Origin of the sequence: Nonomuraea wenchangensis (assembly GCF_900111685.1) — a bacterium.
GTDB classification, from domain to species: domain Bacteria; phylum Actinomycetota; class Actinomycetes; order Streptosporangiales; family Streptosporangiaceae; genus Nonomuraea; species Nonomuraea wenchangensis.
In genome coordinates this window covers 284996-309755 of record NZ_FOHX01000003.1, presented here as the reverse complement: position 1 = coordinate 309755, position 24760 = coordinate 284996, and the positions used below count along the sequence as shown (strand labels likewise).

General features: G+C 73.2%; 23 protein-coding genes. 10 read left to right on the top strand and 13 right to left on the bottom strand.

Features of this window, described 5'->3' with window-relative positions; translation table 11 throughout:
- Positions 1-5: 5 nt before the first annotated feature.
- Entirely contained in the window at positions 6-1355 is a 1350-nt protein-coding gene (locus BMW85_RS10035; protein WP_091079718.1) for a M20/M25/M40 family metallo-hydrolase, read from the bottom strand.
- A gap of 267 nt (positions 1356-1622) precedes the next feature.
- Here BMW85_RS10035 and BMW85_RS10030 point away from each other — a divergent pair, with 267 nt between their 5' ends.
- Positions 1623-3005 carry an aspartate aminotransferase family protein gene (locus BMW85_RS10030; protein ID WP_091079716.1) on the top strand — a complete coding sequence of 461 codons (1383 nt, stop codon included), beginning with the start codon at positions 1623-1625 and terminating at the stop codon, positions 3003-3005.
- A gap of 56 nt (positions 3006-3061) precedes the next feature.
- Entirely contained in the window at positions 3062-4171 is a 1110-nt protein-coding gene (gene ald / locus BMW85_RS10025; RefSeq protein ID WP_091079714.1) for an alanine dehydrogenase, read from the top strand.
- A gap of 20 nt (positions 4172-4191) precedes the next feature.
- On the opposite strand, the gene BMW85_RS10020 is transcribed toward ald, so the two are convergent.
- The 5 genes from BMW85_RS10020 to BMW85_RS10000 all read right to left on the bottom strand — a co-directional run bounded on the left by BMW85_RS10020 (position 4192) and on the right by BMW85_RS10000 (position 9195).
- Positions 4192-5577 (bottom strand): tetratricopeptide repeat protein, encoded by a 1386-nt coding sequence (locus BMW85_RS10020; RefSeq protein WP_143082188.1) that lies wholly within the window; start codon positions 5575-5577, stop codon positions 4192-4194.
- A 65-nt stretch (positions 5578-5642) separates the two neighbouring features.
- A complete protein-coding gene (locus BMW85_RS10015) occupies positions 5643-6512 on the bottom strand; it encodes an urease accessory protein UreH domain-containing protein (RefSeq protein ID WP_177240586.1) in 870 nt (289 codons plus the stop codon).
- 125 nt (positions 6513-6637) lie between these two features.
- Positions 6638-7390: a class I SAM-dependent methyltransferase gene (locus BMW85_RS10010; protein WP_091079708.1), complete on the bottom strand. Its 753-nt coding sequence runs from the start codon at positions 7388-7390 to the stop codon at positions 6638-6640.
- A gap of 42 nt (positions 7391-7432) precedes the next feature.
- Positions 7433-8080, bottom strand: a complete 648-nt coding sequence (locus BMW85_RS10005) for a response regulator (protein ID WP_091079706.1) — start codon at positions 8078-8080, stop codon at positions 7433-7435.
- Positions 8077-9195, bottom strand: coding sequence for a sensor histidine kinase (locus tag BMW85_RS10000; RefSeq protein ID WP_091079704.1), 1119 nt, complete (start codon positions 9193-9195; stop codon positions 8077-8079). The genes BMW85_RS10005 and BMW85_RS10000 overlap by 4 nt, the downstream gene beginning before the upstream one ends.
- Before the next feature lie 94 nt (positions 9196-9289).
- Between BMW85_RS10000 and BMW85_RS09995 the strand changes: the two genes are divergently transcribed.
- Positions 9290-11026: a gamma-glutamyltransferase family protein gene (locus BMW85_RS09995; protein ID WP_177240585.1), complete on the top strand. Its 1737-nt coding sequence runs from the start codon at positions 9290-9292 to the stop codon at positions 11024-11026.
- On the opposite strand, the gene BMW85_RS09990 is transcribed toward BMW85_RS09995, so the two are convergent.
- On the bottom strand, positions 11016-12473 hold the full coding sequence (locus BMW85_RS09990; protein ID WP_091079701.1) for a flavin-containing monooxygenase: 1458 nt from the start codon (positions 12471-12473) through the stop codon (positions 11016-11018). The genes BMW85_RS09995 and BMW85_RS09990 overlap by 11 nt on opposite strands.
- Before the next feature lie 108 nt (positions 12474-12581).
- The gene (locus tag BMW85_RS49435; RefSeq protein WP_177240584.1) at positions 12582-12755 is read right to left on the bottom strand and encodes a hypothetical protein; all 174 of its coding nucleotides are present in this window, start codon (positions 12753-12755) and stop codon (positions 12582-12584) included.
- A gap of 105 nt (positions 12756-12860) precedes the next feature.
- Here BMW85_RS49435 and BMW85_RS09985 point away from each other — a divergent pair, with 105 nt between their 5' ends.
- Both BMW85_RS09985 and BMW85_RS09980 read left to right on the top strand, forming a co-directional pair.
- A complete protein-coding gene (locus tag BMW85_RS09985; protein ID WP_245774710.1) occupies positions 12861-13643 on the top strand; it encodes an SURF1 family protein in 783 nt (260 codons plus the stop codon).
- 3 nt (positions 13644-13646) lie between these two features.
- Positions 13647-13961, top strand: coding sequence for a DUF3817 domain-containing protein (locus BMW85_RS09980; protein WP_091079700.1), 315 nt, complete (start codon positions 13647-13649; stop codon positions 13959-13961).
- Between the two features lie 37 nt (positions 13962-13998).
- Here the strand turns inward: BMW85_RS09980 and BMW85_RS09975 are convergent, their stop codons facing one another.
- The 5 genes from BMW85_RS09975 to BMW85_RS09955 form a co-directional block, all read right to left on the bottom strand.
- Positions 13999-14190 (bottom strand): tail-anchor membrane protein, encoded by a 192-nt coding sequence (locus BMW85_RS09975; protein WP_091079697.1) that lies wholly within the window; start codon positions 14188-14190, stop codon positions 13999-14001.
- Between the two features lie 111 nt (positions 14191-14301).
- On the bottom strand, positions 14302-14958 hold the full coding sequence (locus tag BMW85_RS09970) for a hypothetical protein (protein ID WP_091079694.1): 657 nt from the start codon (positions 14956-14958) through the stop codon (positions 14302-14304).
- The gene (locus tag BMW85_RS09965) at positions 14951-15487 is read right to left on the bottom strand and encodes an RNA polymerase sigma factor (RefSeq protein WP_091079692.1); all 537 of its coding nucleotides are present in this window, start codon (positions 15485-15487) and stop codon (positions 14951-14953) included. The genes BMW85_RS09970 and BMW85_RS09965 overlap by 8 nt, the downstream gene beginning before the upstream one ends.
- Positions 15488-15586: 99 nt before the next feature.
- Entirely contained in the window at positions 15587-16711 is a 1125-nt protein-coding gene (locus BMW85_RS09960) for a protein kinase domain-containing protein (protein ID WP_091079689.1), read from the bottom strand.
- A 57-nt stretch (positions 16712-16768) separates the two neighbouring features.
- Complete coding sequence (locus tag BMW85_RS09955) at positions 16769-17653, bottom strand: arylamine N-acetyltransferase family protein (RefSeq protein WP_091079686.1); 885 nt, start codon at positions 17651-17653, stop codon at positions 16769-16771.
- 72 nt (positions 17654-17725) lie between these two features.
- Between BMW85_RS09955 and BMW85_RS09950 the strand changes: the two genes are divergently transcribed.
- From BMW85_RS09950 to BMW85_RS09930, 5 genes are all read left to right on the top strand, one after another.
- On the top strand, positions 17726-18409 hold the full coding sequence (locus BMW85_RS09950) for a response regulator transcription factor (protein ID WP_281249565.1): 684 nt from the start codon (positions 17726-17728) through the stop codon (positions 18407-18409).
- The gene (locus tag BMW85_RS09945; protein ID WP_091079684.1) at positions 18406-21633 is read left to right on the top strand and encodes a DUF4153 domain-containing protein; all 3228 of its coding nucleotides are present in this window, start codon (positions 18406-18408) and stop codon (positions 21631-21633) included. The genes BMW85_RS09950 and BMW85_RS09945 overlap by 4 nt, the downstream gene beginning before the upstream one ends.
- An 8-nt stretch (positions 21634-21641) precedes the next feature.
- Positions 21642-23198 carry an N-acyl-D-amino-acid deacylase family protein gene (locus tag BMW85_RS09940; RefSeq protein WP_091079682.1) on the top strand — a complete coding sequence of 519 codons (1557 nt, stop codon included), beginning with the start codon at positions 21642-21644 and terminating at the stop codon, positions 23196-23198.
- A 99-nt stretch (positions 23199-23297) separates the two neighbouring features.
- A complete protein-coding gene (locus BMW85_RS09935; protein WP_245774708.1) occupies positions 23298-24365 on the top strand; it encodes an alanine racemase in 1068 nt (355 codons plus the stop codon).
- A gap of 14 nt (positions 24366-24379) precedes the next feature.
- The gene (locus BMW85_RS09930; protein ID WP_091080659.1) at positions 24380-24760 is read left to right on the top strand and encodes a RidA family protein; all 381 of its coding nucleotides are present in this window, start codon (positions 24380-24382) and stop codon (positions 24758-24760) included.

The following is a 24760-nucleotide window of genomic DNA, read 5'->3' as shown; positions in this document are numbered from 1 at the left end:
CAGGGTCAGGCCGCGCCGGGGGAGCCGAGCTCCAGGAGGAACAGGGCCTCGGCGGTGGCGACCTTGCGCAGCTCCTCCAGGTCCACCCGCTCGTTGGGGGCGTGGCAGCCGGCGTCCTCGTCCTCGGCGCCGAACAGCAGGATCTCCGCCGCGGGGAACTGCTTGAGCAGCGTGTTGACCAGCGGGATGGAGCCGCCGGCGCCGACGTCGCGCGGCGGGCGGCCGAAGGCGCGCTCCATGGCCCGGTTGAGCGCGGCGCGGGCGGCGCCGCCGGAGTCGGCCTGGAAGCCGGAGCCCACGGTGAAGTCGCCGAAGCCCACCTGCACCCCCCACGGGGCCACCTGGCGCAGGAAGTCGACGACGGCGTTCACGGTCGTCTTCGGGTCGCCGGCCGGCGGGACGCGGACCGTCACGCGGGCCCGCGCCACGGGCTGCACCGCGTTGATCGCCTGCGCCACCGTCGGCACGTCGAGGCCGGTGACGGTGATGGCGTACGACGACCACAGGCGGTCGGCGAGCGAGCCGGAGCCCACCAGTGACACCCCGTCCAGCACCCCGGCCGTCTTCCTGAACTCCTCCTCCGACGGCCCCTGGCCGAAGAACGAGCCGCGCGGCAGCCCGGGGACGCGGATGTCGCCGTTGTCGTCGTGCAGCGCGGTCAGCATGCGCATGAGCGCGGCCAGCGCGTCGGGGGCGGCGCCGCCGGCCGAGCCGCTGTGCACGGGCTCGCGCAGCGTGCGGACCTCGACGGTGAAGGCGGCCATGCCGCGCAGCGAGGTCGTGACCGCCGGGTCGCCGACGCGCGGGTTGCCGGTGTCGGCGACCACGATGGCGTCGGCGCGCAGCAGCTCGGGGTTGCGCTCGACGAACGCCTCCAGGCGCTCGCCCGCGTACTCCTCCTGGCCCTCGACGATGACCTTGATCCCCACCGGGAACCGGCCGCGGAACGCGCGCAGGGCGGCGACGTGCGACATCACGCCGGACTTGTCGTCGGCGGTGCCGCGGCCGTAGAGGCGGCCGTCGATGAGGGTCGGCTCGAACGGGGGCGTGCGCCAGGCGGCCGGGTCGCCGGCGGGCTGCACGTCGTAGTGCGCGTACAGCAGCACGGTGGGGGCGCCGGGCGGGGCGGGGGCCTCGGCGTAGACCGCGGGGTAGCTGCCCTCGACGGCGACCTGCTGCACGCGCGGCAGGCCGGCCGAGCGGAGCAGGTCCTCGGTCACCGCGGCGGCGGCGAGCACGGGCTCCTCCGGGTGCCCCGGGAACGCGACGGAGGGGATGGCGGCCAGCCGCTTGAGGTCCTCGACCGTCTGGGGCATCGAGGCGGCTACGGCGCTCTCTATCTGGTCTGGAGTCACTGGGACGCTCCCCCGGGGGTGGTTCTCGTCGAAGCTGGACAGTTTGCCACTCATTGGATCACATCCGCCCGCCTAGCTGGGACGCATCCTCGTAAATGGGGCGAAACGGACATGCTTCCTCGCGTTAATCTACATGCGGATTTCGTTGCCGTTACATGGTGCTGCTGCGGATCTCGATTTCCCCGCACAGTGCTACGACCGATTCGCTTGGCAAACGATCGGTGAGCAGGCAAACTTGGGCTAGCTGAGAGACGAGGGAAGATAACCATGACGCAGCCGGAACACGACGTCCTGAAGGCCGCGCAAGACCATCTTTGGTTGCACTTCACCAGGCACAGCGCCTACGAACAGTCCGAGATCCCGACCATCGTGCGCGGTGAGGGGTCCTACGTCTACGACATCCACGGCAAGCGTTACCTCGACGGCCTGGCCGGGCTCTTCGTCGTCCAGGTCGGCCACGGCCGCCAGGAGCTGGCCGACGCCGCCGCCAAGCAGGCCCAGGAGCTGGCCTTCTTCCCTCTGTGGTCCTACGCCCACCCCAAGGCCGCCGAGCTGGCCGAGCGCCTGGCCGCGCAGACCCCCGGCGAGCTCAACCGCGTCTTCTTCACCACCGGCGGCGGCGAGGCCGTCGAGACCGCGTGGAAGCTCGCCAAGCAGTACTACAAGCTTGTCGGCAAGCCGCTCAAGCACAAGGTCATCAGCCGCCAGATCGCCTACCACGGCACCCCGCAGGGCGCCCTGTCGATCACCGGCATCCCCGCGTTCAAGCAGATGTTCGAGCCGCTGGTGCCCGGCTCGGTCCGCGTGCCCAACACCAACCACTACCGCGCCGACGAGATCACCGGCGTCCCGGGCATGACCCCCGAGGAGTACGGCATCTGGGCGGCCGACCGCGTGGCCCGCGCCATCGAGATGGAGGGCCCCGACACCGTGGCCGCCGTCTTCGCCGAGCCCGTCCAGAACGCCGGCGGCTGCTTCCCGCCGCCCCCCGGCTACTTCCAGCGGCTGCGCGAGATCTGCGACGAGTACGACGTCCTGCTCGTCTCCGACGAGGTCATCTGCGCCTTCGGCCGCCTCGGCACCATGTTCGGCGGCCAGAAGTTCGACTACGTGCCCGACATCATCACCTGCGCCAAGGGCCTGACCAGCGGCTACTCGCCCATCGGCGCGATGATCGCGCACGAGCGGCTGTTCGAGCCGTTCAAGGACGGCGACACCATGTTCGCCCACGGCTACACCTTCGGCGGCCACCCGGTCTCGGCCGCCGTCGCCCTCGCCAACCTCGACATCTTCGAGCGCGAGGACCTGCTCGGCCACGTCACCAGGAACGAGCCGCTGTTCCGGCAGACCCTCGACGACCTGCGCGAGCTGCCCATCGTCGGCGACGTGCGCGGCTCCGGCTACTTCTGGGGCATCGAGCTCGTCAAGGACAAGGCCACCAAGGAGACCTTCGACGCCGCCGAGTCCGAGCGGCTGCTGCGCGGCTTCCTGTCCAAGGCGCTGTTCGACGCCGGGCTCTACTGCCGCGCCGACGACCGCGGCGACCCCGTCATCCAGCTCGCGCCCCCTCTGATCGCGGGTCCGCAGGAGTTCGAGGAGATCGGCTCCATCCTTCGTGGCGTCCTCACCGAGGCGTGGGCCCGCCTCTGACACACCCCTCAGCCCCCGGCACGACGGCGTGCCGGTACCCGAAAGGATGCACCGCCATGAAAATCGGCGTCCCTGCCGAGGTCAAGAACCACGAGTACCGCGTGGCCGTCACACCCGCCGGCGTCCACGAGCTGGTGCGCAACGGCCACGACGTCATGGTCCAGAGTGGTGCTGGCCTCGGCTCACACATCACCGACGAGGAGTACCTGTCCGCCGGCGCGAAGATCCTCGACGGCGCCGACGCCGTCTGGGCCGAGGCGGACATGGTGCTCAAGGTCAAGGAGCCGATCGCGGAGGAGTACCACCGGCTCCGCGAAGGGCTGGTGCTGTTCACCTACCTGCACCTCGCGGCCTCCCGGCCGTGCACCGACGCCCTGCTGTCGGCCGGGACGACCGGCATCGCGTACGAGACCGTCCAGGTCGGCAACGCCCTGCCGCTGCTCGCCCCGATGTCGGAGGTCGCCGGGCGGCTCGCCCCGCAGGTGGGGGCCTACAACCTCATGCGCTTCAACGGCGGGCGCGGCATCCTGCCCGGCGGCGTGCCCGGCGTGGCCCCGGCCAAGGTCGTCGTCATCGGCGGCGGCGTGTCGGGGCTGAACGCGGCCCAGATCGCGGTCGGCATGGGCGCCGAGGTCACCGTACTCGACACCAACATCGACCGGCTCCGCCAGATCGACGCGATCTACCAGGGCCGGATGAAGACCCTCATCTCCACCCGGTACGCCATCGAGCAGGAGGTCCTCCAGGCCGACCTGGTGATCGGCGCGGTACTGATCCCCGGCGCCAAGGCCCCGACGCTGGTCTCCAACGAGCTGGTCAGCCGCATGAAGCCGGGCTCTGTGCTGGTGGACATCGCCATCGACCAGGGCGGCTGCTTCGAGGACTCGCGGCCGACCACGCACGCCGAGCCGACCTACCAGGTGCACGGGTCGGTCTTCTACTGCGTGGCCAACATGCCGGGCTCGGTGGCCCACACCTCCACCCACGCCCTGACCAACGCGACCCTTCCGTACGCCGTCAAGCTGGCCAACCTCGGCTGGTGCGAGGCGCTGACGGCCGACCAGGCGCTCGCCGCCGGCCTCAACACGCACGCCGGCCGGCTGACCAACCGGCCGGTCGCCGAGGCGCTCGACCTGCCCTACACGCCGCTCTCCGAGGTGCTCTAGCCAGCCACGACCGCGCCCCGTCACTCCAGCCCGAGCCGCCCGCGCAGGTCGCGGGCGGTGGCGAGGACGTGCTGGACCTCAGCGGGGCTCGGCCACGGCGCGGCGCCCGGCCGCAGCAGCGTGCCCCGCACCGACGCCAGGTGTTCGATCGCGCTGCGGTGCGCCCCGGTGCGCCGCAGCAGCCAGCTCACCACGTCCGAATGGTCGTGCAGCGGCCGGGTCATCAGGTCCCAGGTGGCGAGGATCTCGGTCAGCTCGGCCGCGTCGAGCGCCTCGCCGCCCCGCCGCCCGGTCGCGAGTGCGGCCAGCTCCGCCCTCGCGGCCAGCTCAGGCTCCGCGGGACGGGCCCAGACGGGCGGCGGCGGGTCGGACAGCCACTGGTGCGCCTCGCCCAGCTCGCCTGAGGCCGTCAGCAGCCCGCCCAGCTCGACCGCCGCCTCGCGGTGGCCGGCCTGCGCCGCCTGCCTGAACCAGTGCCGGCCGCCGGCCAGGTCGCCGAACTCGGCGATGAGCAGCAGGCCGTAGGTGAAGGCCGCCTCGGCGTCGCCACCTGCCGCCGCCCGGCCGAACCAGTGGCCGGCCGAGGCGGTGTCGCCCAGCTCCACGCAGACGAACCCGGCCATGCGCTGGTCCTCGGCCCGGCCGGCGTTGGCGGCCCGTTCGTACCAGGCCCGCGCGGTGCGCAGGTCGCCACGGGACAGCGCGATGCCGCCGAGCCAGGAGGCCGCGCCCGGATGCTCGCTCCGCGCGGCCAGCCGGTAGTAGACCTCGGCGCCCTCGGGATCACGCCCCGCGTCGAGGTAGAGGCCCATGCAGTAGGCCGACTCGACGTGCCCGCCCCGCGCGGCCGACTCCCACCAGTGCACGGTCTCCTCGTCCTCGCCCGCCGCGTACGCCAGGAAGCCGAGGTCGTGGGCGGAGGCCGTGTCGCCGGCCGCCGCCGCCCTGCGGTGCCACTCGCGCGCCGCGGCCCGCTCGCCGGCGTCCTCGCAGACCAGCGCCAGCCGGCGGGCGGCCACGCGGGAGCCGCCCCTGGCGGCGCTTTCGAACCAGCGCCGGGCCGTCTCGACGTCGCCGCGCTGCTCCAGCAGCAGCGTCGCCAGGTTGGCGGCGGCCTCGGCGTCGCCGGCGAGAGCCGCGGACTCGTACCAGGTGAGGGCGTCCACCAGGCTGCCGTGCTTCTCGTGCCAGACGCCGAGGTTGAAGGCGCTGTCGACGTTGCCGCCCGCGGCGGCCAGCTCCCACCAGTGCTTGGCGGACACGCGGTCGCCGTGCTGGGCGTAGAGCTTGCCGAGCCGGTGCGCGGCCTCCGGGTCGCCCGTGCACGCGGCGGTCAGCAGCTCGGGCTCCTCGCCCATCCGCGGCGCCGGTACGGCGGGCGCCGCCACCTCTCCTTGCCAGGCCATAGGCCACAGGGTGGCATGTGATCGCCCGATCGCGAACCGTAATCGCCGACAACGCGCGGCTGGTGTCACCGGAAGTCGAGAAAACCGGTGAACATGCCCATGCCGCAGGCGTAGCGGAGCCTGCCCGGCGGCTGCGGCGGCAGGCGGACGGTGGCGGGGAGCGCGACGTCGCGCCCGGCGATGACGACGGTGCCGGTGCAGCCCGGCTCGGCCACCCTGAAGTCGATCTCGACCGGCACGCCCGCGGGGACCGTCACCAGGAACGGGCGGTAGCCGGTGCGCGTGGCCCACACGGTCACGACCGCGGGGCCGGCGGCGGGTACGGCGGGTCCGACCGCGGGGCCGGTCGCCGGCGCGGCGGCGGGCAGCCAGCCCGCCAGGTTGAGCCCGGTCCCGGCGGTCCACACCCCGGCGGCGATCGCGATCACCCCGGCGACCCTGGACAGGCGGGTGCGGGAGACGCGGCGCAGGACGTAGCCGAGCAGCGCGAACGCGGGCGCGGTGCCGAGCACGAACCCCGCCATGGCCGCCGCCCCGGCGAGCGGCGAGCCGCTGGAGACGGCGATCATCTCCACGCCGAGCGTCATCCCGCACGGCACGAGGATCGTGGCCGCGCCGAGCAGCGGCGCCTTGAGCCGGGGGACCTCGCCGCCGTCGCCCGGGGCGGCGCAGTGCCCGCGCCGCAGCATCCGGACCGCGAACCCGACCACCACGACGCCGGCCGCGACGAGCAGCGCCGCGCGCGCCGGCGGCGGCAGACTGACGGCCGAGCCGAGCAGCCCGAGCAGCGCCCCGGCCACGGTGTACGAGACCAGCCGCCCGCCCAGGAACCACCCGACCGCGGCCCGGTCGCCGCCCCGGCCGACCAGGCCCACGAGCAGGCCACCCTGGGTGGCGGCGCACGTCGCGGTGCCCGCCACCAGGCCCGCGGCCACCCCGCCGGCGAGCAGGGCGGCGGCCTGGGCGCTCAGAGGGCGCGCTCCGCGCCGGATGGCATACCCGTACGGTAATCCGGCCCGGCGGACGCGGCCAGTGACAGATGTCGTACGGTTCGTGACGTTTAAGGGTTACGCGCCTCGATGAGGAACCGGGCGGAATGGGCGACGAACGGGCCTTCGGCCTCGATGCGGTCGTGCAGGGCGCGCAGCCTGTCCGCGTACCTCTCGGGCGAGAAGCCCGGCACGATCCAGATCACCTTGCGCAGGAAGTAGACCACCGCGCCGATGTCGCCGAACTCCATGCGCGGGCGTTCGCTGCGCAGATCGACGACCTCCAGGCCGGCGGCCTCGGCCTCCTCCCTGGCCCGCGCCGGCTCGCGCGTCCAGCCGTCGTACGGGCCGAGGAACCACTCGGCCAGCTCCCCGGCGGTGCGCGGCCCGACCTGCTGCGAGAAGAAGGACCCGCCGGGGCGCAGCACCCGGGCGATCTCCGCCCACTGCGTGTGCACCGGATGCCGGCTGGTCACCAGGTCGAAACGGCCGTCGGCGAACGGCAGGCGCGGGCCGTCGTCGGCGGCGGCCACCACCCTGGCCCCGCGCGGGCGCAGCCGGGAGGCGGCCAGCCGCAGGTTGGGCGGCCACGACTCGGTGGCCACGGCCAGCGGCGGCAGCGCGGGCACCCCGGCCAGCACCTCGCCGCCGCCGGTCTGGAGGTCGAGCGCGGCCCGCGCGGCCGCCATCCGCCCGGCGAGCAGCCGGGAGTAGCCCCAGGAGGGCCGTTCCTCGGTGGCCCGGCCGTCGAGCCAGGAGAAGTCCCAGCCGTCCACGGAGACCGTGCTCGCCTCGTGGACGAGATCGTCATAGGAGCGCCGCATCCTCCGACGATGGCCCGGGGCGGGCTTTTGGATCAACAGAATTTAGAGCCAGCCCGGCCGCACCAGGCCCGACTCGTAGGCGATGACGACGAGCTGCGCCCGGTCGCGGGCGTGCAGCTTCATCATCGTCCGGCTGACGTGGGTCTTCGCCGTGGCCGGCGACATGAAGAGCTTGGCGGCGATCTCGTCGTTCGTCATGCCGGTGCCGACCAGGGCCAGCACCTCCCGCTCGCGCTCGGTGAGCTGGTCGAGGCCGCCCGCGGCGACCGGCTCCTTGGCGCGGCTGGCGTACTCGGCGATCAGGCGGCGGGTCACGCTGGGCGACAGCAGCGCCTCCCCGGCCGCGACCACCCGGACGGCCTGGATCAGCTCGGCGGGCTCGGTGTCCTTCACCAGGAAGCCGCTGGCGCCGCTGCGCAGGGCCTCGAAGACGTACTCGTCCAGCTCGAACGTGGTCAGGATGATGATCCGCGGCCCCTCCGGCATCAGCCTGGTGGCGGTCAGGCCGTCGGTGCCGGGCATCCGGATGTCCATGAGGACCACGTCAGGGCCGTGCCGCTCCGACAGCCGCACCGCCTCGGCCCCGTCGCCGGCCTCGGCCACCACGGTCATGTCCGGCTGGGCGTCCAGCAGCGCCTTGAAGCCCGCGCGGACCAGCGCCTGGTCGTCGGCCAGCAACACCTTGATCATGCGGTCGTCTCCTCGGGTAGGGGCAGCCGGGCCTCCACCTGGAAACCCGGCCCTGCGGGGGCGGCGACGAGCGAGCCGCCGAGCGCGGCGGCCCGCTCGCGCATGCCGGGGATGCCGTTGCCGCTGCCCTCGCCGGACAGGACGGTCGGCCCGGTCGCGCCGGTGTCGCTCACCTGGATGGCCAGCTCGCGCCCGCCGTACTCCAGCCGCACGGTGACCGCCGAGCCGGGGGCGTGGCGGGCCGCGTTCGTCAGCGACTCCTGCACGATCCGGTACGCGGCCCGTTCCACCGCCGGCGGCAGCGGGCGCGAGCCGACCCGCTCCAGCTCCACCTCCAGCCCGCAGCGCTCGATCAGCTCCTCCAGCCGGTCGAGCCCCGCCGTGGGGGAGCGAGGCGCGCCCTCACGCAGCACGTCGAGCACCGAGCGCATCTCGCCCAGCACCTCCTTGGAGGCGGCCTTGATGGTGGCGAGCGCCGTCCTCGCCTGCTCCGGATGGTCGTCGATGAGGTGCAGCGCGGTCGCGGCCTGCACGTGGATGAGCGAGATGTTGTGCGCCAGCACGTCGTGCAGCTCCTGCGCCATGACCAGCCGCTCCTCGCTGGCCTGGCGCCGGCTCTCCTCCTCGACCGCCCGCTGCTGCTGGGCGCGGCGCTCGCGGGCGATCCTGACCAGCTCGGCCGCGATCATCGTGAGCAGGATGAACGAGGAGACCGCGAGGTCGTGGAAGAGGCCACGCTGCGGCTGGTTGGTCGTCCACGCGTAGGCGATGAAGGCCGCCAGCGACACCCCGGCGAGGATCCACGCGGCCGGTCGGCGCCCCCGCCCGACGAGCTGGAACACCATGACGATCGGCGTGATGAACACCCCGCCGTAGGGGTAGCCGCCGCCGATGTAGAGGAAGGTCGCCACGAAGGCGCCCACGGCCGTGGGGATCGGATATCTGCGGTGCAACGCGATCATCAGCGGTCCGACCAGCAGCAGCGCGTACGCCCACTCGTCGAGCGGGGCCCTGAACGCGCGCTGCTGCCCGTAGGCCGCCACCTGCGACAGCACGACCTGGAAGACGGCCGTGATGAGGGCGAGGTAAGGGGCGAAACCGGACTTGGAGCGCACGCCCCAACGCTAGACGAGCGCTCTGACCTGCGCATCACCCCCCAGTCGCAGGGGGCCCTACCGCGACGGGCGTAGCTGGTGTTACGTGGGGAACATGCGTTCAGTGCTCCTTCCCGCAGCAGCAGTACTCATCGCGTTCGTACCGGCCGCCCCCGCCGTGGCCGCGCCCGCCGAGCCCCAGCAGAAGGTCCCGGAAGCCGTCGGGTACGGCGGCGCCGTCGCCACCGTCGACCTCGACGCGACCAAGGCCGCCATCTCCGTGCTGCGGAGGGGCGGCAACGCCGTGGACGCGGCCGTGGCGGCCGGGGCGGTCCTGGGCGTCACGGAGCCGTACTCGGCCGGGCCGACCGGCGGCGGCTTCCTGGTCTACTACGACGCCGCCAGCCGCAAGGTCCACACCGTGGACGGCCGGGAGACGGCGCCCAGGGCGATGACCGCGAGCACGTTCGAGGGCATCCCGTTCGAGGAGGGCGTCACCAGCGGCCTGTCGGCGGGCGTGCCCGGCACCGTCGCCACCTGGGACCTGGCCCTGCGCCGCTTCGGCACGCTCTCGTTCCGGCAGGCGCTCCAGCCCGCGATCGAGGTGGCGTCCAAGGGCTTCGTCGTGGACCAGACCTTCTACGACCAGACCGCCGCCAACGCCGCCCGCTTCAAGGACTTCACCTCCACCGCCAAGCTCTACCTGCCGAACGGCGCGCCGCCGCCCGTCGGCTCGGTCTTCCGCAACCCCGAGCTCGCCGAGACCTACCGTGAGCTGGGCCGGCGCGGCCCCGGCTGGTTGTACGGCGGCAAGTTCGGCGCCGAGATCGTGGCCACCGTCAAGCGCCCGCCGGTCACCCCCGGCAGCACCCGCAACGTCCGGCCCGGCCTGATGGAGCTGTCGGACCTGACCGCCTACCGGGCCCTGCTCCGCGAGCCCACCAAGGTCTCCTACAAGGGCCTCGACGTGTACGGCATGGCGCCCCCGTCCTCCGGCGGCTCCACCGTCGGCGAGGCGCTCAACATCCTCCAGGCCCTGCCCCACGTGGGCGTGCACGAGTACCTGGAGGCGTCCAGGCTGGCGTTCGCCGACCGCAACGCCTACGTCGGCGACATCCCCGGCGTGCCGCTGAAGGAGCTGCTGTCCGACGGCTTCGCCAAGGAACGCGCCTGCCTGATCGGCGACCAGGCCCTCACCAGCCCCGTCGCGCCCGGCGTCCCTGACGGCTCGTACGGCCCCTGCGCCCAGCCCACCGGCACCGCCGCCCCGACCGCGAAGGAAGGCCCCGAGACCACGCACCTGGTCGTGGCCGACCGCTGGGGCAACGTCGTCGCCTACAACCTCACCATCGAGTCCACCGGCGGCAACGGCATCGTCGTGCCCGGCCGCGGCGTGCTGCTCAACAACGAGCTGACCGACTTCACCTTCGGCCCCGCCCCCGGCGACCCCAACCTGCCCGGCCCGGGCAAGCGGCCCCGCTCGTCGATGGCGCCCACGGTGGTGCTCAAGGGCGGCAAGCCGGTGCTGGCGGTCGGCTCGCCCGGCGGCTCGACGATCATCACGACCGTGCTGCAGATCCTGCTCAACCGGTACGACTTCGGCATGAACCTGAAGGAGGCGCTCGCCGCGCCCCGCGCCACCCAGCGCAACACCGCGGATACGCAGGCCGAACCGGGATTCATCGGCACCTACGGCCCCGAACTGGAGGCCCGCAAGCACCGTCTCGTGCCCATCGCGGAGATCGGCGCGGCTACGGCGCTGGAGTTCCTCGGGCGGGACAAGGTCCAGGCCGTGGCCGAGCCGACCCGGCGCGGCGGCGGCAGCGCGATGGTGGTCAGGTCTAGTAGATGAGCTCGTAGTCCTCGGGCTTCACCCTTCTCGTACGCGCCCAGTACTCGAAGGTGAAGCCCGGCCAGATCGTCCGGTTGACGCCGTGCTCGTCGAGATACCAGGAGCGGCAGCCGCCGGCGTTCCACACCAGGGGGTCGAGGCGGGCGCGCAGGCGGCGGTTGAAGGCCGCCTGCGCCTCCTGGCGCACGTCGAGGGCCCTGGCGCGGGTCCTCGACAGCAGGCGCAGGCACTCGACGACGTACTTCGCCTGTGACTCGATCATGAAGACGACCGAGTTGTGCCCGAGGCCGGTGTTGGGGCCGAGCAGGAAGAACAGGTTGGGGAAGCCGGAGGCGGCGATGCCGTGGTACGCCTCGACGCCGTCCTTCCAGGCGTCCTGGATGCCGAGGCCGCCGCGGCCGAGGATGTGCTGCTCGGTGAAGGAGTCCACGACCTTGAAGCCGGTGCCGTGCACGATGACGTCGGCCGGGTGCTCGCGGCCGGTGGCGTCCACCAGGGAGCGCTCGCGGATCTCGGTGACCGCGTCGGTGACCAGGGAGACGTTGTCCCTGGTCAGGGCCGGATAGTAGTCGCTGGAGACGAGGACGCGCTTGCAGCCGATCGTGTAGTCGGGGGTGAGGGCGCGGCGCAGCTCCGGGTCGGGGACCTGCCTCTCCAGGTGGCGCAGTGCCATCCGTTCGTGGCCTTTCATGAGGCGCGGGTGGACGGCGAAGCCGAGCGCCCTGGTCTCCAGCGCCCAGTAGATGCCGTACCGGAGAGCCCTGGCCGCGCCGGGCAGGCGGAGCAGCCGCCGGGCGCGCGGGGAGAAGGCGAAGTCGGGCTTGGGCTGCAGCCACGGGGGAGTGCGCTGGAAGACCGTCAGGTGGGCGGCGCGCTGCGCGATCTGGGGGACGAACTGGACGGCGGAGGCGCCGGTGCCGATGACGGCGACGCGCTTGCCGGTCAGGTCGATGGAGTGGTCCCAGGTGGCGGAGTGGAAGGCGGGGCCGGTGAACGCCTCCCGCCCCGGTATATCCGGATATTTCGGGATGTGGAGGGCGCCGATCGCGGACACCACGGCGTTGGCCCGCAACGTCTGCCCGTCGCCGGTGGTCACCGACCAGGAGCGGCGCTCGTCGTCGTACTCCAGGGCCGTGACGGTCCGGCCGTGGCGGATGTGCGGGGTGACGCCGTACTTGTCGGCGCATGCGCGCAGATAGCGCTGGATCTCCTCCTGCGGGGCGAACATCCGGGACCAGCCGGGATTGAGCTCGAAGGAGAAGGAGTACATGTGGGACGGGACGTCGCAGGCGCAGCCGGGATAGGTGTTGTCGCGCCAGGTCCCGCCCGGTTCGCCGGCCTTCTCCAGGATGACGAAGTCGTGGTAACCGGCTTCCTTCAGCTTCACGGCCATGCAGATCCCGGCGAAGCCGGCGCCGACGATGACGATCCCTGGCTGCTCACCCACGCGAACCTCCTATTGGACGCATTGTCCAATGTAGGGCATATGGGAGCTTCAGGGAACGGCGAAAACCCGCCACGGCGTCGCGGCGGGTCGGCCTTGCCGGAGGTCGCCCTACCGGAGAAGCAGGAAGGCGGCGACGCCGATGATCACGATCGCCGCGACCACCGCGATGATGGGCAGCAGGGGCGACTTCTTGGGCGTGGCCTCGGACTCCTGCTCACGCGCGTTCGCGAAGGCGCGGAAAGCCTGGGTGTTGCCCGCGGGGTCGATATGCTGGTCAGACATGGGCGCAAGCCTAGCGGCAACGGCTGTGACGTTTGCGGCTTTTTGCGCGATTCCTCGGGGTGGGCTGATGACGGGACCGCCCCGCCCGGCGGATAGCTTGGAAGCATGCTCAGGACCCTTTTCTCGCCCCGCATCGTCGGGTTGCACCTGCTCACGATCGGGGTCCTGATCGCGTTCATCTTCCTCGGGCGCTGGCAGCTCGGGGTGTTCGAGGAGTCGGGCCGGCCGCGCGCCGCCGCCGACCCCGCGCCGGTGCCCGCCGCCACGCTCGCCCCCCTGGCCGCCCAGCTCGTCGGCGACGTCGTCGGGCGCAGGGTGACCGCCGAGGGCTCCTACGACCCCGACCGCCAGCTTCTCGTGGCCGACCGCCGCGCCGACGTGGACGCGCCGGGTGGCAAGGTCTCGCAGGACGACGGCTACTGGGTGCTCACGCCGCTCCGGCTCGACGACGGCACGCTGATGCCGGTGGTGCGGGGCTGGGCGCCGAGGAGCGACGACCCGGCGGTGGCCGACGTGCCGCAGGGCCGGGTCACGGTGACCGGCCGGCTGAGCCCGCAGCAGGGCACCGACAGCGTGCAGCGGCGCGCCGCGGCCCTGCCCGCCGGGCAGGTGCAGACGGTCTCCACGGGCGAGTTGGTCAACCTGTGGGTCGGTCAGAAGGTGCGGCCCGGCTTCGTGGTCGCGCAGCCGCCGTCCGGCTCGTTGACGCAGGTCGCGATCTCGCCGCCGGCGACCGAGGGCGCGTTTACCTGGCGTAACCTGGCATATGCCGCTAACTGGTGGATCTTTGCAGGGTTCGCCGTTTTCATGTGGTTCCACTTCGTACGGGATGCCGTACGGGCGGATCGAGATCGTGGCAAATCCCCTGAGATGGCTCTGGAAGGTTAAAACGTGGAATCGGCTCTGAAGCCCTTCCGGGTGCTCGCCTACGTCGTCGGCTGCATGCTGCTCATCCTGTGCGCCGCCATGGTGCTGCGCTACGGCTTCGGCAACCCCACCCTGTCGAAGATCACCGCGCCGATCCACGGCGGGCTCTACATGCTCTATCTGGTCGCGGTCATGAACCTCGGCATGAAGGCGCGCTGGTCGTGGCCCTACATGCTGGGCGTCATGCTCGGCGGCACCGTGCCCTTCCTGTCGTTCTTCATCGAACGCAAGGTGACCGAGCGCGTCCAGTCGGCCGCGCCGGCCGCGGCGGAGGCCTGAGACCCGTACGTACGGGACCGGCCTCCGCCGGCCGGCCTCAGCGGCCGATCCCGCGCCGGCGCGCCCTCTTCAGCCGCTCGCGCTGCGAGGGGTCGAGCATCAGGTAGCCGACCACCGGAGCGCCGATCACGCCCAGCACCACCAGCAGGGTGACCCAACCCGGCAGGAAGATCAGCGAGATCAGGACGGCTATGCCCGCGCCGATGGCGTATTTCTGGATTGGCGACATCCTCTTCCTCCGAACGCGGGAGCGCACGCCCCGCCTCTTCCATATTCTGCGTCGCCGATCCAACGATCGGGACACCCTGGAGGTTCCCTTTCGCGATGTATCGCGAAATCGTCAGCCGGCGTCGTACGCCGCGACCGACCAGGCCCCGGCCCGCTCACCGAATTCGGCGGCCAGCCGGTCGGCCGCCTTCGGGCCGGACACGCGCGCGACCGGGGCGTCAGGGGGGAAGACCCAGACCGTGACCTGGTGGTCGCGGCCGAGCCAGCCCGGCTCGTACGCCTTGTCCGCGAGCATGCTGAGCCCGCCGTCGGGGCCGCAGGTGCCGGTGGCGCCGCTCGTTCCCTCATGGGTGAAGAAGATCGAGCCTGGCTCCTGGCAGAAGATCACGAGCTTGACGTCCTCGCTGGTGGGGTGGAAGCGGAGGCGCTTCTTCGTCGCCGAGCGCGGCGCCGTCGTCGCCGACAGGAGGTTCAGCCCCTTGTAGGCGTGGGGCGGCTCCTCGAAGGCCGGTGAGGGCGGGGGCGAGGCCAGGGGCGCGGGGCCGGTGACGCCGGTCAGGTTCGACACCGACACAGCGACGGCCGTGACGACCGCCGCGGTGGCCGCGGCGGCGCCCACCGTCCAGCCCCAGCGCCGGCGGGGGCTCGGGCGCGCCGAACGGGCCGTGCGGTGGCGGGCGCTCAGCCGCGCACGGGCCCGTGCCACGGTCTCGGCCGAAGGCGGCGGCTCGTCAGGGATCGCCTGGGCGAGCAGGGTGATCTCATCCATCGTGGCCCTCCTTCAGCGGGTTGACGTCGCCCAGTGCCAGGCGGAGGCGCTTGCGTGCCCGGCTGAGCCGGGACGCGACGGTGCCGTAGGGGATCTCCAGGGCGGTCGCGACCTCCTGGTGGGTGAAGCCGCCCAGCGCCACCAGGAGCACCACGTCCCGGTCACCCCTGTTCAGCCCGGCAAGCGCCCCCGCGAGCCTGCCGGTGAGCGCGCCGGCCGTGACCCGCGCGAGCGTCGTGTCCTCGTGGCTGTGCGCCTCGCGCTCCGCCGTCCGGCTGAGCGCCCTCCATCGGCGGACCTCGCCGCGGTGGTGCCGTGAGATGAGCTTGGTGGCGATGCCGTACAACCACGGTTTGACGTCGCCGCGCGAAGGCTCGTACCCGCCTTCGGCGGCGATCAGGAAGACCTCGCCCGCCAGGTCGTCGGCGTCGTCCCTGGAGAGCCGCCGGGCGATGTAGCGGTGGATCTCCGTGAAGTACGTGTCGAAGATCTGGTCCAGGTCCAGCGCTTGATGGGTGGGGACGTTCATGCGGGCGGCCTCGTCGGCGTTCGTGCTGGGGTCACGCGCGGCTCTCCGTTCGGTTCGCGAAGACGGTCACCGCTGATTGCCCGAAGTGCCGGATCGCTTTCACCGGCCTCGCCCGGCGCCGTCCTCACCGGGGCTGTCTTGGCCGGGGCCGCGGCGGCGGCCGGTCGGGCTCAGCCCGGCGGCGACCTCCTCCAGCGACGGGCGCGCCGCCGGATCGGGCGACAGCAGCCGGAACAGCAGCGGTCCCAGCACGCCGGCCCTGGTCATCGCCGCGCCCGGCGCGGGCGGGCGGCCCTCCAGGGCGGCGTACAACGTGGCCCCGAGCGACCACAGGTCGGCCGCCGGGCCGAGCCCGCCCTCCGGCGCCGCGTACGCGGGCGGCGTCCCCGACCGCACGGACGGCAGCAGCGTCGCCCGGCCCCGATCGTCCACTAGAACGTTCCCGGGGTGCACCCCGCCGTGCGGCCCCTGCCCCTGGCGCAGCCGGTCGGCCACCGCCAGGCCGATCGCCGCCACCTCGGCGGGCGGCAGCGGCCCGAGCGCCTCGATGAGCCGGTCCAGCGGCCGGTCCACGGCCAGCCGCTCCAGCGTCTCGCGGATCACCTCCACCGGCGGCGGGCCCGACGGGTTCAGCATCGCCCTGACCAGCGACCTGAACGGCTCAGGGCCAGCCGCCGGTGACGCGCCGGGCGGCCGGCCCTCGACCGCGAAGTGCAGCGTCGCCCCCAGTGACCACAGGTCGGCCGACGGCCAGGTGCTCCGGCTCGGCAGCCCGAACCCGGTCAGCATCGCCCGGCCCTCAGCCGTCAGCAGCACGTGGCCGGGATCGACGTTGCCGTGTACGTACGACGCCGCGTGCGCGGCCGTCAGCGCCGCCAGCACGCCCACCCCCGCCCTGGCCGCCTGCACCACGGGAAGAGGCCGCCGCGACCCCACCGCAGACTCCAGCGTCGTCCCGGCGACCGGCTCCATGACCAGCCACGGCGCGTCGTCCTGCGTCACCACGTCGAGCACCCGCACGATCGACGGATGCCGCAGCGCCGCCGCCGCGCGCGCCCGGTGCAGCGCCGCCGCGCGCAGCTCGGCCGGCAGGCGCAGCTCCCTGACCGTCACCTCGCGCCGGTCGGACTCGTCGAAGGCAGGACGCTCAGGGCCCGCCGCCGAGGGATCGAGCAGGCGGTAACGACCGGCCAGCTTCCTGGGCCCTCCCATGTCGAGGTGCACGACAACCTCCACGTCCGCCCGGAACCATCCAGCCCCGCACCCTTCCGCTCGTCGCCGTCACGTCGCCCGGCCGGCCAGCCAGGACTCGTGCGCGCTGTGCAGCCTGCGCCACAGCCGGTCCTTCTCCTCCTGGCCGACGTCGTCGAGCGGCAGGCAGAAGACGTCCGCGAGGGCCGCGAAGTAGTCGCGCGCGGTGTCGAGGGTGAGCTCGTCGGCGCCCGCGCCGGTCCTGGACGAGCCAGCCCTGGACGCGCCGATCCTGGACAGCGTGAGCCCGCGCAACTGGTCCACGCCCGACCCGTCGCGCCGCGCCACCGAGCACACCCGGACGAACCCCGACTCCGGCGACGTCGTCAGATGGTGGTGCTGCTTGTCGAACGCGGACATCTCCGCCGCCTCCGGACCGAAATCCATGCCCAGGAACGAACCACTCGGATCGTGTTCGAGCCGCCAGCCGCCGGGCGCGACCTCCGACGGGCGCAGCCCGTACGTGAACGGCCCCTGCCGGTAGGCGCCCGCCACCAGCGGCAGCGGCTCGTGCAGGGCGTCGCCGAGCCCCACGTCCACCAGCCACTCGCCGCCCGGGTTCTCCGGCGAGGGCAGGCCGCGGGCCGTGAGCACCAGATGGTTGGCGCCGACGTTCGGCTCGTCGCCGCGCGACTGCACGCCGCCGACGTGCCGGGTCACGTCGTAGCCGAGCCCCGTCAGGAGGGCGTGGAACGCGCCGTTCAGATGGAAGCAGTAGCCGCCCCGGCCGCGCAGGATCCGCGCGGCGGACTCGGCGGGGTCCACGGACGTGGGACGGTCGAGCCAGATCTCCAGAGCCTCGTAGGCGACCTTCTCGACGTGCGCGGCGTGCAGGACGCGCAGGTTGTCGGCGGTGGCGGGCGCGCCGAGCAGATGGGGCAGGCCGATGCGGCCGAGGTAAGCGGCGATGGTCACCTGCCAAGTCTGCACTGTATGTGCACGCTTAAGGAGGTGTGGTCTGCACAGCCCGCTTCTACGCTTCCGTACGTGGCAGAGCAGCGACGCATCCTCGTGGTCGAGGACGACCGCACGATCGCCCTGGCCGTACGGAACCGCCTGGCCGCCGAGGGGTTCGACGTCCGGGTGGCGGGCGACGGGCAGGACGCCCTCGTCCAGTACGCCAGGGCCGAGCCCGACCTGGTGATCCTCGACCGGCTCCTGCCCGGCCTGGACGGGCTGGAGGTGTGCCGGCGCATGCAGGCCGCCCGGCCGGTGCCCGTGCTCATGCTGACCGCGCTCGGCGACGAGACCGACGTCCTGGTCGGGCTGGGCGTCGGGGCCGACGACTACCTGGCCAAGCCGTTCAGCATGCGCGAGCTCGTCGCGCGCATCCACGCGCTGCTGCGCCGGGTGGAGCGGGCCGCCCAGCTTGCCGCCGAGGACACCGTGATCAGGGTGGGCGAGGTCGAGATCGACACCGCCGCCCGCCGGGTGTTCGTGCGCGGCAGCGAGGCGCAGCTCACCCGTACCGAGTTCGACCTGCTGCGGCGGCTCGCCGAGCGGCCGGGACAGGTCTTCGAGCGCGACCGGCTGCTGACGGACGTGTGGGGCTTCTCCGAGGCCGCCGCCACCCGGACGGTCGACAGCCACGTACGGGCGCTGCGCCGCAAGCTCGGCCCCGACGTCGTACGGACCGTGCACGGCGTCGGCTACGCCCTGGTACGGCGATGAGGCCGCTCGACTTCCTGGGCCGGATCAAGGTCAAACTCGGCATCGTCATCGTGCTCGCCGTCGGCACCGCCTTCGTCGTCAACGAGGTCGGGATCAACTCGGGGCTGTCGCGCGAGGTGCGCATCGCGGTCGCCGTCGTGCTGGCGCTGATCATGGTGCAGCTCCTCGCCATGGGGATGACCAAGCCGCTGCGCCAGATGGCCCGCGCCGCCCAGACCATCGCCAAGGGCCACTACAAGCTGCGGGTCAGCGCCACCTCACGCGACGAGGTGGGCGAGCTGGCCAGGGCGTTCAACGCCATGGCGGCCGACCTCGGCGAGGTGGACCGCCAGCGGCGCGAGCTGGTCGCCAACGTCAGCCACGAGCTGCGCACGCCCATCACCGGCCTGCGCGCCGTGCTGGAGAACGTCGTGGACGGCGTCTCCGCGCCCGACCCCGTCACCATGGCCACCGCGCTCGCCCAGACCGAACGGCTCGGCCGGCTCGTCGCGCAGCTCCTCGACCTGTCCAGGCTGGACAGCGGGGCGCGGCTCATCGAGGCCGAGGCCGTCACCCTGGCGCCGCTCGTCGACCAGGCCGTACGGGAGGCCGGGCTGGCCAGGGAGGACGTCGCGATCCGCGCCGAGGTGCCGGCGGGGCTGGTGGTGCGGGCCGACCCCGACCTGCTCGCGCAGGTCCTCGCGAACCTCCTGGACAACGCCGTACGCCACAGCCCGCCCGGCGGGGTGGTCACCGTCAGCGGGACCGCGCACGGGGCCGGCGTGCGGGTCGCCGTCGCCGACCACGGGCCAGGTATTCCGGAGGCGGAGCGGGGGCGGGTGTTCGAACGGTTCTCGCGCCTGGACTCCGGGCGGGCCGCCGACTCCGGCGGGGCCGGGCTCGGGCTGGCCATCGTGAAGGAGATCGTCGAGCTGCACGGGGGAGCGGTGCGGATCGGCGAGGGCGCGGGGTGCCGGATGGTCGTCGAGTTACCAGGGCGGACGATGCCGGCGGTGGAGGTGGGTCAGGACGCTCCCGTACGGGTGGACGTCCTTCCTCCCGAGCCCGAAGCCGAGGCCGCGGCTGAGACCGCGGCCGGCAGTGCGGCAGCGGAGGGGGCTCCGGCGGCGACTCCGGCGGGGGCCGGCGTCGCGGCGGGTGGGGTGGTGCCGGCGGCGGGGGTGCCCGTGCCTTCGGCGGGCTCGGGGCTCGTACGGATGATCGGTGGGGGCGTCGTCGGGATCATGGTCGGTCTCCTGCTCGGGATGTTCGCCGCCGTGTTCGTCAGCGTGGTCGTCTCGGACGGGCTGGCACTCGTCACGCTCGTCCTCTGCACGGCTGGGGTGGGCGCGTTCGGCGTGGCCCTGGGCGCGGGCTCGGCGCGGCGCGCGGCGGCGGTGGCGTACCAGATGGCGCAGGTGGCGCGGCCGGGCCCGCTCACCGCCCACCCACCACGACCGATCACGTCCACAGGACAAGAAAGCGGGGCTGCGATGAGCACAGAAGGCCAACCAACGGGGCCGACGGCGCAAACTGGACCTGCGGAGCAGACGGCGGGAACTGGCCCCGCCGCGACGCCCGCGCCACCCCCGATGCCTCCGATGCCCGTGGGACCGGCCGTCGGACAGGGCAGTGGGCAGGCGGTGGGGGCGCCCGTCGGGCACCCTCCGGCGCCGGTGTTGTGGGGTGGGGTGGCCGTGGGGCAGGCGCCGGGCGTGCTTGAGGGGCGGGGGCCGGCGGGTCCTGGACCGGCGGGTCATGGGCCGCCGACGTACGTGCCGCCGCCGCTGTTCCCGCGGCCCGAGTTGCCCACCCCGCCGCGCTGGCTGCTGCCCGCGGCCGGCGGGGCCGGGGTGTTCGCGGCCGTGGCGCTGCCGGAGGCGCAGGTCGGGCTGGGGATCGTGCTCGTGTCGATGGTGCTCGGCGCGGCGGCGCTGCCGGCCGTGGTCAGGCGGATGACGCCGTGGACGGTGGCGTTCGGGCTCACCGCGTACGGGCTGATCTCGATGGCGGCGGTCCGGGACGCCGACTGGCTGGTTGCGATCCTGCTCGTGGCGGGGGCCGGGCTGGGCGCGCTGGCGGTGTCGGGGGCCGGGGCCGCCTGGCTCGGCGTGCTCAGGGGCGGCCTGTCGGTGCTGCTGGCGCTGGGCCCGGTGCCGTGGTTCCTGGCCGGGCCGCTGAAGAAGCTCACGGCCCGGCGGCGGGTGCTGCCGACGGTGGCGGCGCTCGGGATCACGGTGGTGCTGCTGCTGGTGTTCGGGTTGCTGTTCGCCTCGGCGGACGCGGTGTTCGCCTCGTACGCCGAGCGCCTGCTGACCGCCCCCGCGTGGGCGGAGTCCGTACCGGCGCGGATCGTGCTGTTCGTGCTGTTCGCCGTGCTGCTGGCGGCCGTGGTGCTGGTCGCGTTGCGGCCGGTGAACGACCCGGTGGGCCCGGAGCGGAAGTTCGCCGTGAGCAGGAGCGTGTGGCTGGTGCCGCTGACGGCGGTCAACCTGCTGTTCGCGGCGTTCGTGGCGGTGCAGATCACGGCGCTGTTCGGTGGCGACACGCTGGTGCTGCGGACGGCCGGGCTGACCTACGCCGAGTACGCCAGGCAGGGCTTCTTCCAGCTCGTCGTGGTGAGCGTGTTCGTGCTCGGCATCGTGGCGGTGGCGGCCGGGCTGCTGCGGACCGGGCGGCGGGAGCGCTGGGTGCTGGCCGGGCTGCTGGGCGTGCTCTGCGGCCTGACCATGGTGGTGCTTGCCTCTGCCCTGCACCGGATGAGCCTCTACACCGACGCCTACGGCCTGTCCCGGCTGCGGCTGTCGGTGCAGGCCACGGTCTGGTGGCTGGGGGCGGTGTTCGCGCTGGTGCTGCTGGCCGGGGCGGCCCGCCTGACGGGGCGCGGCTCGGGCTGGCTGCCGCGGACGATCGTCCTGGTGACGGGGCTGGGGCTGGGCGCGTTCGCGCTGGTCAACCCGGATCTGCGGGTCGCGGCCACGCAGGTCGAGGTGCGCGGCGTCGCCAACCTGGACTCCGACTACCTGGGCGATCTCGGCGCGGAGGCGGTGCCGGCGCTCGACCGGCTGCCGGAGCCACAGCGGAGCTGTGTGCTGGCCGACGTGATCGCGGCCAACGAGCTGGACCGGCCGGACCCCTGGAACGGCTGGAACCTGGCCCGCGCGCAGGCCCGCGACCTGCTGGCCGCGCACCCTGTCCACAGGACGGCGGACTGCGACCGGCGCCGGTCGGGCTCCTCTGATTGAATCCTGGGGTGAGCTTCGACCTGATCATCCGGGGTGGCAGGGTGCTCGACGGCACGGGCGCCCCGCCGTTCCGGGCGGACGTGGCGGTGAGCGGTGACCGCGTCGCGGCCGTGGGCCGTCTGGAGGACGCCGAGGCGGCGACGGTGATCGACGCGAGCGGCCGGTTCGTCGCGCCGGGGTTCGTCGACTGCCATGTCCACGGTGACGCGGCGGTCTTCGACCCGGCGGTGCAGCGAGCGGCGCTGCGGCAGGGGGTGACGACGTTCGTGCTCGGCCAGGACGGCCTGTCGTTCGCGCCGGGCTCGGCCGAGACCGTCGCCTACGCCTCCCGCTACTTCGCCGCCGTCAACGGCCCGCTGCGCGAGGGGCCGACACATGAGGGGCCGCCGCGCGAGGGGCCGCTGAGCGTCGCTGACCTGCTGGGCTCCTATGACCGTGCGGTCGCGGTCAACACGGCCTACCTGCTGCCGCACGGCACGATCCGCTACGACGTCATGGGCCCCTCGTCCGCCCCTGCCTCCGCCGACGACCTGGCCGCGATGCTCAGGCGCGTCGAGCGCGGCCTGGCGGAGGGCGCGGCCGGGCTGTCCACGGGCCTGGAATACCTGCCGGGCCGCTACGCCGACGCCGAGGAACTGGCCGCGCTGTGCCGGCCGCTCGGCGGCCTCCCGTACGTCACCCACATGCGCGCCTACGGACCCGGCGCCGGGGTCGGCATGGCCGAGGTCGTGGACATCGCCTCCCGCTCGGGCGCCGCCGTGCACGTCTCCCACCTGCACGGCCCGGCCGACGTGCTGCTGCCGCTGGTCGGCGACGCGCTCGCCCGCGACGTCGACCTGACCTTCGACACCTACCCCTACCTGCGGGGCAACACGATCCTGGCGATGGTCGTGCTGCCGCCGTCCGTGCCCGCCGCCGAGACCGGCCGGGCGCTGGAGCTGATCGCCGCCGCCGACCTGGACGAGTGGTGGCCCGGGCTCGACGCGAGCTGGCCCCGGCTGACCGTCTCGCACGCCCCCGGCATGGAGTGGACGGAGGGGCTGACCGTGGCGGCGGCGGCCGAGCGGGTGGGGGTGTCCCCGGCCGAGCTGTGCCGGCGCCTGCTCATCGAGACGCGGCTGGAGGCGGGCGTCGTGTCGGCCCGCCCGGACGAGGGGCCCGAGGGGGAGCAGTCCGTACGCCGCGTGCTGCGCCACCCCTCGCAGACCGGCGGCTCCGACGGCATCTACGTGGGCGGTCATCCGCATCCGCGCGGGTTCGGGGCCTTCGCCCGGTTCCTCGGCCGGCATGTCAGGGAGCTGGGCGACTGGACGTGGGAGCAGGCCGCCGTGCACCTCGCCGGGCATCCCGCCCGCCGCTTCGGGCTGAGCGACCGGGGGCTGGTGCGCACGGGGTTCGCCGCCGACCTGGTGGTGATCGATCCGGCCACCGTGGCCGACCGGGCCACCTACGCCGAGCCGCGCGAGCTCGCGACCGGCGTCGCCGACGTGCTCGTGTCGGGCGTCCCGGTGCTGGCCGGCGGCGAGCTGACCGGCGCGCTCACCGGCCGCGCGCTGCGTCCCTGACCGTCCCCGTCCCGGCCCGCGCGCCCCGACCGGCGCCGGTGTCGATCGTGGTCATCATGATCGTTGTAATAGGGTCGGAACACGGATGGAGGGGGTCCCGTGTCTGCAGTGGTCTTCGAGGGCGATTACGAGTTTCCGCTGATGGTGGTGCGCCGGGACGCGCTGGAGCACAACATCGCGACGATGGCGGCCTTCGCCCGCGACCACGGCATGGAGCTGGCGCCGCACGCCAAGACGCACCTGTCGAAGGAGATCGCGCAGCTGCAGCTCGCGGCGGGCGCCTGGGGGCTGACCGTGGCCGACACCCGGCAGGCCCGCGCGGTCCGGGCCTTCGGCGCCCGGCGGATCGTGGTGGCCAACCAGGTGGTGAGCCCGGCCGGGCTCGACTGGGCGGCGGCGGAGCTGGCGGCGGATCCCGACTTCGAGTTCCTGAGCTTCGCCGACTCCGTGCAGGGCGTCGACATCCTCGCCGAGCACGCCGGGGAGCGGCCGTTCCGGGTGCTGGTGGAGATGGGGCACGCGGGTGGCCGGGCCGGGTGCCGCACGCTGGAGGAGTTCCTGCGGGTGGCGGCGCACGCGGCGAAGACGCCGGGGGTCGAGGTCGCCGGGGTGGCCGGGTACGAAGGCGGCCTGCCGGACGCCCACCACGTACGGAAATATCTGGACACACTGACCGAGGCCCTGGGGCACCTGCGCGTCCGCAACCCGATCCTGTCCGTCGGCGGCAGCCAGTGGTTCGACGTGATCGGCCGCGAACTGGCCGCCGTCCAGGCCAGGATCCTGCTGCGCAGCGGCGCGTACGTCACCCACGACGAGGGCTACTACCGCGAGCGCACCCCGTTCAACCGCATCGGCGGCGAGCTGCGGTCGGCGCTGGAGGTGTGGGCGTACGTGCTGTCGGTGCCGGAGCCCGGCCTCGCCATCGTCGGCATGGGCAAGCGCGACGCCCCATACGACGAGGGCCTGCCGGTCCCACGCCGCGAGGGCGTGACCGTGCTGAGGATGCAGGACCAGCACACGCTGCTGCGCGCCGACGGGCTCGCGCCCGGTGACCTGCTGTCCTTCGGCATCTCCCACCCCTGCACGGCCTTCGACAAGTGGCGGATGCTGCCCGTGGTGGACGAGGACTACCGTGTCGTAGGCACGATCAGTACCGATTTCCACTGACTTTGGAGCGTTTCGTGAAAAAGGAGCTTCGCACCAGCGAAGGCGCCGCCCCCATCGGCGCCTACTCGCAGGGCCTCGTGGTGGGCGACTTCGTCTTCACCTCGGGCATGGGGCCGCTCGACCCGCACACCGGTGAGCTCGTCGGCGACGACGTGGCCGCCCAGACCCATCAGGTCATGCGCAACCTCGGCGCGATCCTCGCCGCGCACGGGCTCGGCTTCGACGACGTGGTGAAGTCCACGGTCCACCTGCAGCACGTCGAGCGCGACTTCGCCGCCTACAACGAGGTCTACAAGTCGTACTTCAACGCTCCCTACCCCGTTCGCACCACGGTGGGGTCCCAGCTCCTGGGCATCCTGGTGGAGATCGACTTCGTCGCGCACAAGAGCGCGTAA